At 33.4% G+C, this 12,706-nt stretch carries 8 protein-coding genes and 1 pseudogene; 5 read left to right on the top strand and 4 right to left on the bottom strand.

The window, feature by feature from the left end:
• Nucleotides 1-15: 15 nt before the first annotated feature.
• Both CYJ72_RS00715 and CYJ72_RS00710 read left to right on the top strand, forming a co-directional pair.
• Nucleotides 16-657 (top strand): YkyA family protein, encoded by a 642-nt coding sequence (locus CYJ72_RS00715; protein WP_066126195.1) that lies wholly within the window; start codon nucleotides 16-18, stop codon nucleotides 655-657.
• A gap of 10 nt (nucleotides 658-667) precedes the next feature.
• Entirely contained in the window at nucleotides 668-2,017 is a 1,350-nt protein-coding gene (locus CYJ72_RS00710) for a putative glycoside hydrolase (protein WP_284630140.1), read from the top strand.
• 2,005 nt (nucleotides 2,018-4,022) lie between these two features.
• Here the strand turns inward: CYJ72_RS00710 and CYJ72_RS00705 are convergent.
• Complete coding sequence (locus tag CYJ72_RS00705) at nucleotides 4,023-6,143, bottom strand: heavy metal translocating P-type ATPase (RefSeq protein WP_284630139.1); 2,121 nt, start codon at nucleotides 6,141-6,143, stop codon at nucleotides 4,023-4,025.
• A 1,039-nt stretch (nucleotides 6,144-7,182) separates the two neighbouring features.
• Here CYJ72_RS00705 and CYJ72_RS00700 point away from each other — a divergent pair.
• On the top strand, nucleotides 7,183-7,389 hold the full coding sequence (locus CYJ72_RS00700) for a transposase (RefSeq protein ID WP_348651915.1): 207 nt from the start codon (nucleotides 7,183-7,185) through the stop codon (nucleotides 7,387-7,389).
• Nucleotides 7,350-7,511, top strand: a pseudogene (locus CYJ72_RS00695) (transposase); the annotation flags it as partial. The gene CYJ72_RS00700 and the pseudogene CYJ72_RS00695, both read left to right, overlap by 40 nt.
• A gap of 416 nt (nucleotides 7,512-7,927) precedes the next feature.
• Here the strand turns inward: CYJ72_RS00695 and CYJ72_RS00690 are convergent.
• The 3 genes from CYJ72_RS00690 to CYJ72_RS00680 all read right to left on the bottom strand — a co-directional run bounded on the left by CYJ72_RS00690 (nucleotide 7,928) and on the right by CYJ72_RS00680 (nucleotide 11,157).
• The gene (locus CYJ72_RS00690; RefSeq protein ID WP_284630137.1) at nucleotides 7,928-8,461 is read right to left on the bottom strand and encodes a ClbS/DfsB family four-helix bundle protein; all 534 of its coding nucleotides are present in this window, start codon (nucleotides 8,459-8,461) and stop codon (nucleotides 7,928-7,930) included.
• 599 nt (nucleotides 8,462-9,060) lie between these two features.
• Complete coding sequence (locus CYJ72_RS00685) at nucleotides 9,061-9,405, bottom strand: nucleotide pyrophosphohydrolase (RefSeq protein ID WP_066126189.1); 345 nt, start codon at nucleotides 9,403-9,405, stop codon at nucleotides 9,061-9,063.
• Nucleotides 9,406-11,157 (bottom strand): DUF2075 domain-containing protein, encoded by a 1,752-nt coding sequence (locus tag CYJ72_RS00680; RefSeq protein ID WP_284630136.1) that lies wholly within the window; start codon nucleotides 11,155-11,157, stop codon nucleotides 9,406-9,408. It lies immediately after the preceding gene.
• A 198-nt stretch (nucleotides 11,158-11,355) separates the two neighbouring features.
• Between CYJ72_RS00680 and CYJ72_RS00675 the strand changes: the two genes are divergently transcribed.
• Nucleotides 11,356-12,594 (top strand): IS256 family transposase, encoded by a 1,239-nt coding sequence (locus CYJ72_RS00675; protein ID WP_066127251.1) that lies wholly within the window; start codon nucleotides 11,356-11,358, stop codon nucleotides 12,592-12,594.
• Nucleotides 12,595-12,706: the final 112 nt, after the last annotated feature.

The following is a 12,706-nucleotide window of genomic DNA, read 5'->3' as shown; positions in this document are numbered from 1 at the left end:
TATTAAGGAGACTTTATGAAGAAGATAAAACCTTTTCTACTAACGGTCGTTTTAACGCTATTTGTAGCTGGCTGTGACAATTCTCTTGAAAGAGCGAGTAACACAATTGGATTAATGCAAGACCAAGTGACGAAAATCGTCAATGAACTTTATGAAGTTCAAAATTTAGAAAACACCCTTCAATCAGATTTTGAAGAAGATTTAGCCAATGCCAACAATAATTTAGAGTATTTTAATCAAGATGACATCTTGGTGATGCAAAATATTTCTGAACGTAAGACGCATTTAAACAATATGAATGATGCGATGAAAGAATTAAACAGTTTGGTACCGGAATTGGAAAGTACGAAAAAGAATCAGAACTTGCCGAGTGGTGACTTTGATAAATTAGCAACGATGATTACCAATCTGCAAACAGATTTATCGACTTACACGGGTAATTATCTTCCTAATCTTGATCTAGAAGCCCAAACGTTTCAATCAATCGGTAATCCTAATGTGGATTATAATTCTTTCTTTAAAGTATTTGATAATATTAATACCTTGTCACAAGACAATCTCTATTATTTAGATGCCTTATTGAAACACTTTGAGCCGTTGAATGGATTATTAGTCGACACTAAAGTAAAGATTGTGACTTTACAGGAAGCGAAATAGAGGTGTTAACATGAATACAAAACGATTATTAAGCATTACAGCGATCATCCTTCTAGCAAGTGGTTGTAATCAAGCACAAAATCAAACATCAACCCCGACCTATACAGAGTTACCGACAGTTGAAAGTAAATTAGACGCCCAGACCATTAGTGACTTTAGTAGTCGCCGCAAACAAAATCAGGGAAATCGTTATGAAGGTCTCGTTATTAATAAAAGCAATATTTTAACAAGACCCGATGACCTGCCCTCTTCCCTTTTCTATGATAGTGGCATTAATATTAGCTATCCTAAAGAAGGCGTTAAAGGTATTTATTTGCCCATTGATTGTGTGGTCAATACTGAGTATTTCCAAGAAAGCATCGATAAATTAAATTCGACAGCATTAAACAGTGCGGTGTTAGACTTTAAAGATGACTCTGGTCAAATTCTACCAATCTTAGAATCAGATAATCCCATGGTTAATGAAAACGTCGTAGGATTAGCTGATTATAAAGAAGTACTCAAAACCTTTGAACAAAACAATATTTATCCGATTGCTCGGATTGTTACCTTTAAAGACAACTTTTTAGCCTCATCACATCCTGAACTATCATTCCAAACAGAAGATGGTGAAATTTGGACGCCGGACGGTGAAGACTACTTTACTAATCCTTTCTTACAAGAAACATGGGATTATAATGTGGCCGTTGCGATTGAAGCAGCTAAAATGGGCTTTAAAGAGGTTCAATTTGACTACGTTCGTTTTTCTGATGCCTTTATGTATGAAGAAGAATACTTAACCTATCCTAAAGGACGCTTTGAAAACTATATTTCCGAAGATCCTAACGATAAAGGTGAAGAACGAATTGCGGCCATTACGGAGTTTTTAGCGTATGCAAAAGAAAAATTAGCACCCTATGGTGTTGATGTCAGCGCCGATGTCTTTGGTTATACAGCCATTGCTAATAATTCCGAAGATGTTCGTGGTATCGGGCAAAACTTTGCAGGAATTGCCGACCAAGTCGATGTTATTTCCTCAATGGTTTACCCTTCACACTGGAATGTCGGTTTCTTTGGCTTAGAAAACCCTGACCTCCAACCATATGACTTGATTAATGAGTATATGTTATCGGAAAAACAATTATTAGAACATGTAAATAACCCTGTTACGACTCGACCATGGTTACAAAACTTCTCTGACCACTCTTTCTATGGTGATGCAGAAGTACAAGCGCAAATTAATGCTTTAGCTGATAATGGTGTTTATGAGTACTTATTATGGAATGCTTCCGGTGACTATATCGAAAATGTCGATTATGCACCTGAAATTACTGCGCCAGAACAAACAGAAAGCACTGACACCACGAGTCAACCACAATAATAATGAATAGTTAAAAGAAGCTCTAGAAGATTTTGTTATTCTTCTAAAGCTTCTTTTATTTTGTATGGAATGATTGAATGGTATTAGCTAAAATATAGGTAAATAGATTGTCTTTTTTGCGTTTTATGTTATCTCAATGGAAAGACAATCGGTAAAAAATTAATTTTTGAAACTTCCTAAAGTATTAAGGGTATGCCAAAGTATAAAGCCAGCGAATATCAACGCTAAAAACCTCTTTAATAAATCAACTTCGCTTGCAAAGATAGCGAATATTAGAAGCGAAATAATACCTATCGCTTAAAAAGCTAAAACGATTATACGACTAAGCGTTCTAACCCAAGGTGTTGTTTGTTTATTGGCTGATTTTCTAAACAACAGACCTAGGATAAAAAATACCGTGATATAAATTAAACGATTAAAAAAAGAATCAGCGTTTATATGATTTCCTCCTTGAGCATCTGCTTTTAATTGAGAGATTAGACAATGGTTTGGCCTAGATATAAATCAAATGGCTGAGTGACATTCAACTGCGAATTAGAGATTATTTTGATAACTTATTCACCATACCCGTTAGCTCAAACGAAAAAAACAATCAAACAAGGTGTTTTTATTCGTTATTGTTGGATTAGACGATGTGCGAAATAATCGAATTGTCTACTCTTGTCTACGCCCTAATAATCTCGCTTCTGAGACAATAGACAATTCAGATTTGGTTCGATTTGATCATGAACAGCATATTGTAAGAAAAATAATTTTGATAAATATGGCCTTTATACATTCATTATATCGCTTCCCCCTTAGTGAGATGATAATACAAAATTAGTCACAGTAAGTTTTTCGAAAGATAATCATATTGTCTTAGATTTTGAGTCCAAATATTCCTATTATACTTATCGAGCTTTAGGTGTTGATAGTTATAATAATGCAGTTAATGCGATTCCTATTAATCGTCATACTGATGAACATAAAATCACCATTGTGAAAGAAAATGAGATGGTCGTGATTTACTTGGATGGCACGGCACTTTCAAATCGCATGTATAAAACAGAAGATAAAATAAAAATCTCGGCTTACAAAGGTGACGTGGTTTTTGAATAGTTTTTTTCACAAAGTTTCATTTTTCAAAATGACTCTAGATATTTTCATATGAAATGGAAGTGAACAATGTAAGCATTCCAAACATAACAAAAGTACTAAAAGTGATAAATATTGACAACTTTTTGTTTTCAGAAATTTTCATGGTGTCTCAAAATGAGACACGAAAACAGCCTTTTTCGAGTGTTATTTTCATTTTCATAAAATTTTGAAAAAATAATCTCAAATCTTGATAAAATCTTAATAATTAACCAAGAAATGTCTCAAAACGAGACACGGTATTGTGAATGAAAATAATCAAAATAAAATTCGTTTTTGAATTATAATCTTTAATTCATTTCACAAGCAACATGAATAATATTTAGATAAAATTGATATTTACACAGAATTGTTATGAATCAATAATATCAATTGAAAATGCCAGGTCCACGTTATTATAATCTTGTTCTAAAGCTTTTAATAATTCATCCCTTAAAATGATTTCTGCCTTTTTCATAACTTGTTTATTGAAATTATCTTGGGTGCTCTTTGATTTTTCTAGCCAAGGTTCTTATTCTTTGTAACCTAGTACTTACTAATCTAAGATTAAATCTAATTCCTAAAAATATCTTTTACAAGCAATAATATTTTGAAAGTGATGTGTGATCTTTACTGTTCCCTTGAAAGAACCTTTCACAAATAGTAAGTAATTAGGATAAAATATGAAGTTAATATTGTACTTGTTAATTTTACACAATGTTTTGGACATGAAATTAATTCATTTTAATCAGTATGTGAAACAAAACGGGCTGATATACATTCAAACCTTATCGAATGTATACCAGCCCATCTGCTTTTTACTTAAAAATTATAGAAAGTTTTATTCCTTATTAAAGATGTAACTATTTAGTCATACTTCACTTGATAAAAATTATTTTTTATCTAGTTTTAAAGTCATAGCATTAATTGCAACGATAACTGTTGACAAGGACATCAAAACTGCTCCGACTGCAGGGCTTAGAGTAATGCCAAATGGTGCAAGGATACCCGCTGCAATAGGTATTGCAAGAAAGTTATAGCCGGCTCCCCAAACAAGGTTTTGCTTCATTTTGCTAGTTGTATTATTAGCTAATTCAATAAATGACTCGATATCGCCAGGGTCTGACTGCATTAGAACAACATCAGCTGAATCCAGTGCTACTTGTGTTCCAGCTCCAACAGCGATTCCCACATCTGCTAATGCAAGAGATGGTGCATCGTTAACTCCATCACCAACCATAATAACGGTTTGTCCTTGTCTTTTAAATTTTTCTACCAATTCATACTTATCTTGTGGAGATTGATTCGCTTTATATTCAATTCCTAGAGCTTCAGCAGCTCCTTGCGCTGCTTTTTCATTATCGCCAGTAGCCATCAGAGGGGTAATTCCTTGTTCTTTCAAGACTTGAATGAGCTCCTTGCTCGAAGGTTTCAATTCGTCTCCCAAAGCTACTGCACCGATAGCTTGTCCGTTATCAACCAATATACTAATTGTCGCCCCTTTAGGAACATCAATATCTAAGTTTTGCCCGAATGCTTTTTGACTAATTAATTCATAGCGATGACCATTGGCCTCACCTTTCACACCAGCACCTGAGATAACATCAATGGAATCAAACGTTACAGGGGTTACACCTTGTTGCTCGGCATGTCTAATAATGGATTGAGCAATTGGATGACTCGATCCGCCTTCGATTCCGGCCATAAGAGCTATAACTTCCTCTTTAGTATAATGCTCACTTAACAAGTCAACATTCAATACTTTAAATTCACCGGATGTTAATGTACCGGTTTTGTCTAAAATCATAACGTCTGCGTTTGTAGCTAATTCCAATGCTTCTCGGTCTTTAACTAGCAAACCTCGGCTAGCTCCTAAACTAGTGCTTCGTGCAACGACCAAAGGAATCGCTAAACCTAAAGCGTGCGGACAGGCGATCACTAATGTTGTAACCATAAAAATGATGGCAGTTTGTACATCGGTTGTCAACATCCAATATATAAAAGCAATTACTGCAGCAATGACCGCAATGTAAAATAACCAACCAGCCACTTTGTTGGCAATATTCTCAGCTCGTGAAGGTTGATTCTGTGCTTGTCCAATTAGCGCTTGAACCTGAGAAATAAATGATTTATCTCCTGTTTCCTGTACTTCTACATATAAAACACCTTCACCATTGGTAGAGCCCCCTATAACTTCTTCACCCACATTTTTTTCAATAGGCTTAGATTCTCCCGTTAATAGAGCTTCATTAACTCGGGACTCTCCTCTCTTAATAATGCCGTCTGCTGGCACATTTTCCCCTGCCTGTACGCGAACAATATCTCCTACTTTTAATTCGGAAACGGGCCGAGTATCAATTGAGTCATCGTCAAGTACGACGTGCGCATCTTTTGGTAATAATTCAGCAAGTGCTTGTTGAGCATCTCCAGCTTCCCCAATGGCTTTCATCTCAATCCAGTGTCCAAGTAGCATAATCAAAATTAATGACGCAAATTCAAAGAAAAAGTCCATGACGTGTTCCCCTGTCAAATATTTAGCGACTACTGCGTAAATACTGTACAAATAGGAGACAGATATCCCTAAAGAAACCAGTGACATCATTCCGGGTGCTTTTTGCTTAAATTCTTCTAACGCACCTTGATAAAATGGTCTTCCGCCATAAATTAACAAGATAGAGGATAATATGGAAACAATAATATCTGAATATGGAAAAGTGAACTGAAATGGGAGCGTAACTCCCATCATAGGCGACAGCATCAGAATAATAATTCCCAATGGTAATGATTTTAAAAAGAGCTCTTTGAAATTTCCATGATGGTGGTGTTCATGTCCACCCCCACTATGGTCATGATGACCATGGTGAGCATGCAATCCTTCTTCTACTTGCACTTCATGATGACCATGGTGAGCATGATTATCATATTCTTCATGCTTATGACGTGGTTCATGTTCGTTAAAATTGTGTTCCATGTGGTCTTTGTGATTATGATGATGTTGTTGGTTATTTTTCATGTTAATCCTCCATATAATATATATTTAAAGATCTTTTTGACTATCGGGAAGTTCATTAAAAACCCCGAATATTAATCTCATTGCTTGGTTATTATGTCATATTCCTAAATAATAGGTCTTGATAACACACTACCTCTTTGTATTTCCAAAGCAAATCGTAACTTCTCAAATAAATAATTTATTATGTTGATTATAAAAACAACATGGCCAGTCATGTTTTCTTCATTTTTTATGAGCTCTTTTGTAATAATTGCTATGCTAATTCCTCATGATACATAAGAACAATATCCGCCAATTCAACCGTGCGAGTCTCTACCCAATCCAATCGCTATTACGATATTTTAATGAGCAAAGATAGGTGACTCTTGATACCACCCCCTACCAATGTTGTTTCTTAACTTTTCTTGCAGCTTTTCCCTTTTAGCTGCTATATTGTCAAATAATATTCTGCTTAGTACAGAATCAATAATAGCTTGTTTAGATAATCAATAGTGCAGTAAAGTTTTTAACTCTAATAAATATGATGACTGAAACAAAAACGTTTTTAGTTTTTCAACAACAAACTCACTGTTTTCATTTCATTTAATATCTTTTATATATTTTTATGAACTGCTTGATTAGGTTTGGCTTCTTCCATGATATTCGATAATGTTATTCCTACTTATATGTAGCAAATATGCAGAATAAATTCATTGCCACTTCATCAATACCCTCTTTTTCATGTCGTAGAGAAATATATATTCTCACCTATGTCTTTTTTGATTATGCGGCAATTAAAATTTTGAATATAGTTAGCTTCCATTTAATTATATTATTTATAATAATCTATTTACTGTACTCATTGTTTTCCTGAAATCCAGATACCTCGCTGATTTTCCCTTTAGAAGAATGAATTGGAACTGATTTTGAGCCTTTCATTTTTATTACGTTTCAAGATATAATTCTAGTTTACAATTGTAAACTGATAGTGTCAAGTTTTTGCACTCATTGCAATTATTAAAGAACATAAAGAATTAAAAATTTGATTATTCAATTACAAATGTATATCCAAGGTGTCTCTACAAGAAAAATGTCGAAAGCCTTTGAAAATTTATATGGAAAAACCTATTCTAAATCATTTGTCTCTTCCCTTACGAAACAACTGGATGAAGAGGTTCGACAATGGTGTCATCACGATTTAAGTTCTGTCTTAATGAATCGGTTGTTCATTTTCGACTTAAAAGCACCAATTGTCTGGAACGGTTAAATGAAGAGGTTAGAAGACGGGAAAGAGTCATTCGAATATTTCCTAATGTTGAATCAGCTTACCGTTTAATCGATCAAGACGAAGAGTGGCTAACAGCAGATAGAATATATATTCAAATGTAATCCTTCAATTTTCCCCCCTTTCAACATTTTAATTGCTTCTAAGAACCTGTCAAGGATCGCTTTGCTTTCCCCCTTTACAGAACCTTGTCAGCAATTAGTTATTCGTTAAGGAAAAAATGGAATAAAAAAATGTGCTATTTATTTTTACACAATATTATGGACTTGAATATAATTTCCTTTATAGTAAATAAAACTAATAATAATACGCTAAACTATTCTTTCGTTTACCATTCTATTTAATGGTTTCCCAGCTGTGTCATAAGATGTAATATCTAAGAAATTATTGGCAAAAAAACCTTATTTGTTTTAAAACTATTTATTTTGTCTAATATTTTTCTGTATATAAACTCATTATAAGCCTCTTTTGTCCCAAATGTTATATCATATCTGGGACAAACAACATGTACAATTAAAATTCAATTCCTTATTTTTAAATTTACGGATTTTTTCCATTTTCTAATCTTCGTTCTAAAAGTTCCAAATGGTACTACCGTGTTGACATGAATGAATTTATACACTTCCCAAGTAGCTGTTTTTGTTGCGCCGTCGGCCCATTTTCTCATATGTGGTTTAAACAATTCGTCATCTGTTAATTCATCTATCAGAATATAAATATCCTCTATATTCTGTGATAGTTGTTCTTTTAGTTCCTTTAACGATTTATGAGCATAGGTATCTGTAAACCATTGATACAAGTTTCCAAGTTGATTCCACTTAAATTGATCAGATGGTGTTTTAACATCTAGTCCATTTTTCTCATCTTGTTCCCATTTTAAAATTAAAGAAGTCCAACCTACTTGATAGGCAAGATTTTCTGCTGGCGTTCTATCAACTTCTACCACTCTTTTGTCTTTTAATTCTTCTGGGATATTATCAAATTCTGAAATATATTTTTCAAAAGCTATCTTTATCTCATTTTTTAAAGCTTCCTTACTTTCATAAGTCCTCATATTCCGACCTCTGTAGTTTGTATAGAGAGATTATACTTTAAAATTTACTCCTGACCTTGATTCATCATCCTGTAATTAAACTGTTTCCATTTATTCCTATTTTATAAAAAATCTACCACATCAAACAAGAGTTTTTGTTACAAATCTAAAATTTGATTGGAAGAATTGTTTATGAGATATATCAGTAAATTAATATTAAAAATTCAATCTCCAGTCAAAGAAATCTATAACAATCATGCAGAGACAATAATTAAAAAGCTGGACTCTACATTCCTATTAGGAGAAATGGGTAATAGAATTACTCTAGAACTTCTGGAAAAAAAGCCAGAGGCCACTATAACCCATTTGAAACAAGATCAACCTAAAATATTTTTGTTTAAACCATCAAAAAATTGATTAGGAACTGGTGATCCAAGATGAAATGACGAATGTCCATGCTACGAGACTACCTAAGCTTTAGCTATATTAACATAATATACAATGTCTACTACTCGTCTAAAAATTTTGTAAAATATGCTTTAAAGTCCTTATACTAGAAACTGAATGAAAAATATAAAATAAAAAAGCATCCGAGGATTAATCGAATGCTTCCCTATTAGTTAATTGTTTTCTAGCTCAGTGTATTTCTTATTGCTGCCCTTTGCTTGACTAATTGGATACTTAACGCAATTTTTCATGAGTTTTTCTCGGATAATATCCGTTACGTCTAAATCCAAATTATCAGCCATCATTAAAGTATAAATTAAAACATCAGCAATTTCTTCTTTTAAGTGCTCTAACGACTCTTCCTTTGCTTCCTCAGACGACCGCCACTGAAAAATTTCTAATAGTTCATTAGCTTCTAAACTAATCGAAATTGCTAGATCTTTCTCGTTATGATATTGTCGCCAATTACGCTCGTCTCTAAAATGATTAATTTCTTTAATAATTTCGTTGATTTCCATTTATTCTCCTCTATTCCGATAGACTTCTAATAATTTATTTCTTAATTGTTCATCAACAGCATAGATATATAGTCCATTTACACCGCGTGTTAACAATACATTCAACTCATTTTGAATGAGTTCTTCAGAAACATGGCGCTTTTCATTGTTTGAGAAGGTACGTCTTTGAGTTGCATGTTTATTTTTACTTTCGTTAGGATCGATAATAACTTTGCCATTTCTATATTTTACGGATGGTCCTATTATTACACCAGCATAATTCAAATCAAACCCTTGTACAGTATAATGAGAACCCACTTCATTTATAGTGTGTGGCTGTTCCGCCCATGAACGATTCTTATTTTGTTTTTTTAAAGTTTTATCGTATTCTTGTAACTGTAAGTTCCATGGCATCTCCCAAGTACCAATTTTCACCATCCAAAAATCAGTATTTTCTGGTTTTTTAGTAGAAGAATATTCCCAATCGAATGAAGCAATCGTTCTAGATATTCCTTTCTTAGAATCAAAATTTCTTTCTTTAATCGCTTGAACTAATTCTTCCGGAGAATCAAAAACTCTCAAATCATATGAATCATCTTTATTCATTGTCCCTATCTTGTTATGCCTTGCAAAGTTTTCAATCCATTCTATTGTCTTTAAACTAGCATTAATACGCATTTGATTTTTTAATGTAATTTTATGTAGTTTGGTTTTAGGAACTAAATGCTGAATATCTTTTTCCATATACTGATTAGTTTGCATAATTTGATCTTCATCAAAAACAGCAATCGTCACTTTACTCCTATTGATAATATCGATTAATTGATTTTTTCCGCGATATGATTGTTTACCTTGAGTCCAAAGTAAATGCGCCTCATCAATTAACACAATATCGGCTTTATTTTCCTCCGAATTTCTATTTATAAACTGAGTAGGTTTTAAAACGCGTTTTACATCCTTTCCTAAGATGTTAAGCTTACTTGCTATTTGCTCGTATACTACTAGTAACTGCTCATGATTCACCAAAAGGTAATTGTTTAAAGCGTTTTTTTCCAGTTTTTCTAATTGAAATTCTGTATCGTTAAATAAATCATAAAATAAACTACTTAACAAAACTGTTTTGCCAGAACCAGCTGCTCCATTAACAATAATTAAATTACCAGTTGTATTATTTTGGAAAATTTCGGCAACAGTATTGATAATTTCCATCTTAGCCTCTAGTTGTTCATTAGTTAATTTATGAAATGGCGAAGCTTTGAAAAGTGCAGAATCTTTAATGACAGATTCCATAGGAAACAGTTTTTTATTTTTACTTCTTAACTTCAACCAAATTTCGGAAAAAACCTCATCTAATTTATTTGAAGTATAATATTTATTTTGCTCATTAGTTCTTCGATTATAGACTGATTTTACATTTTCAACGCTTGATAAATACAACATTAAGCGATTTTCAATATCAAGAGTTAAAGATTTGTTAAAATATTTGTGTCCAATAATATACATAGAAGAGTTTTTTGCTTCCGATAAAGCTTTCCAATCTTCTCTAATTTTCGGATCAATTAATAAATGTTGTTGGGTTCGTTTATTAATATTAGTTGTTTCACCGACATAGACATAAAACTCGTCTTTTTCTTTATGATTAGCGATATAAACAGTTGGATATTCTAATAAATATTCTCTGTTTTTATCATTCTTAGATTTCGTTTCTTCAATAAATAAATCTAAATCTTCTTTATTAAATTTTATTTCTTCAATGAACGCATTTGAACTCATAATTAAACTCCTAAATATAAAAGATCATTATAATTTATTGTATCATATAAGCTTAGATATTTCTTTAAAGACATAGAATTAGTAATACCACTCATAGCGTAAAATATCTTGTGTAACCTCGGAGTCTCCCTGGAAAAAGAGACCTCTTTTTTGTAAGATTGTAATAACAACAAAACAATCACAAACAGGAGGTCCCTCATGAAAGATTTTAACACAAAATTAATCACAGCACTAGCACAAGGTGAATCGGTTCATGAAATATTTCGTCAAGCTTTAGAAGAAGCTATTAACCTACTCCTTGAAAGCGAAAGAACGGTTTTTCTTAATTATGAGAAATGGGAAGTGAAAGGCTACAATACCGGCAATTCAAGAAATGGTTATTATTCCAGAACATTAACGACAGAATACGGTAAGCTACAGCTCAAAATACCAAGAGATCGATTAGGTCTGTTTGATATTAAAACGATTCAATGTCTTCAACAAGCCCCTAATCACTTAGAAGAGATGATCATTTTAATGTATCAAAAAGGTGTGACAACACGCGATATCTCAGACCTCATTGAAAAAATGTATGGTCACCACTATTCGCCAACGACTATCTCTCATCTTTCTAAAACATTTGAAGAAGAATTAGCTGCTTACCGACAACGCCCTATTAAGCAAGACTATGTTTGTCTATATTGCGATGCCACCTTTATCCCTGTAAGACGTGGGAGTGTGTCTAAAGAAGCTGTCCATACCATTATTGGAATTGATGCTCAAGGCTATAAAGAAATACTCGATTTTCAAGTCTATCCGACAGAGTCCTCCTTGCACTATCGTGAAATGCTACAAGACCTAAAACAAAGAGGGCTCGAAAATGTGTTTCTCTTTGTGTCAGACGAATTAACAGGCTTAGCGGAAGCGTTAACCAATGAGTTTCCAATGGCCCTTCATCAAACCTGTTGGACTCATCTGCTGAGACATTTCGCCATGAAAGTACGGGTGAAAGATCGTCAAGAAGTATTAGAAGGGCTAAAAAAAGTCCCTAAAGCTGGTAGTATCGTAGAAGCCACGCGCTTACTTAATGAATTTATTCAGACTTGGAAAGGGACTTATCCAAAATTGGTAGAACAATTAAGACGAAAAAAGAACCTTTTCTCGTTCATGCATTTTCCCAAAGAGATATGGCCATCACTTTATACAAACAATCTATCCGAGGCCTTTAATAAGCAATTGAAGAAGCGAACGAAAATTAAAGAACAATTTCCACATGAGGCGTCCCTAGAAAAGACAGTCTATTGTTATGTCATAGAATATAATGCCAAGTTCGCAAATCGTATTCATAAAGGCTTTGGGAAGGTTGCATTTGAACTTCAACTGCTGATAGATCTCAAAAGGCCGGTTAATGAATTCAACTTAAGAAGAGAAACAGAAAAATCCTCAAGTATCATGTGAGGCTTAACTAGCGCCCTTCGGTTGCTGGCCTTGCCTTTTAGATGGATTATCTTGTTGAGAGGAAGTACAAGTTCACTGGTCGTTATGATAATTCATCTAAAAGGCAAGGTGA

Origin of the sequence: Globicatella sanguinis (genome assembly GCF_002847845.2) — a bacterium.
In the GTDB taxonomy this organism is placed as follows: domain Bacteria; phylum Bacillota; class Bacilli; order Lactobacillales; family Aerococcaceae; genus Globicatella; species Globicatella sanguinis.
The sequence above is the reverse complement of the archived record's forward strand: the minus strand, read 5'-3'. Positions and strand labels throughout refer to the sequence as shown.

Coding starts and splice junctions, on each gene's coding strand:
- CYJ72_RS00675 (WP_066127251.1), top strand. CDS start 11,356: ATGAAAGATTTTAACACAAAATTAATCACAGCACTAGCACAAGGTGAA.
- CYJ72_RS00700 (WP_348651915.1), top strand. CDS start 7,183: ATGTATATCCAAGGTGTCTCTACAAGAAAAATGTCGAAAGCCTTTGAA.
- CYJ72_RS00680 (WP_284630136.1), bottom strand. CDS start 11,157: ATGAGTTCAAATGCGTTCATTGAAGAAATAAAATTTAATAAAGAAGAT.
- CYJ72_RS00715 (WP_066126195.1), top strand. CDS start 16: ATGAAGAAGATAAAACCTTTTCTACTAACGGTCGTTTTAACGCTATTT.
- CYJ72_RS00705 (WP_284630139.1), bottom strand. CDS start 6,143: ATGAAAAATAACCAACAACATCATCATAATCACAAAGACCACATGGAA.
- CYJ72_RS00690 (WP_284630137.1), bottom strand. CDS start 8,461: ATGAGGACTTATGAAAGTAAGGAAGCTTTAAAAAATGAGATAAAGATA.
- CYJ72_RS00685 (WP_066126189.1), bottom strand. CDS start 9,405: ATGGAAATCAACGAAATTATTAAAGAAATTAATCATTTTAGAGACGAG.
- CYJ72_RS00710 (WP_284630140.1), top strand. CDS start 668: ATGAATACAAAACGATTATTAAGCATTACAGCGATCATCCTTCTAGCA.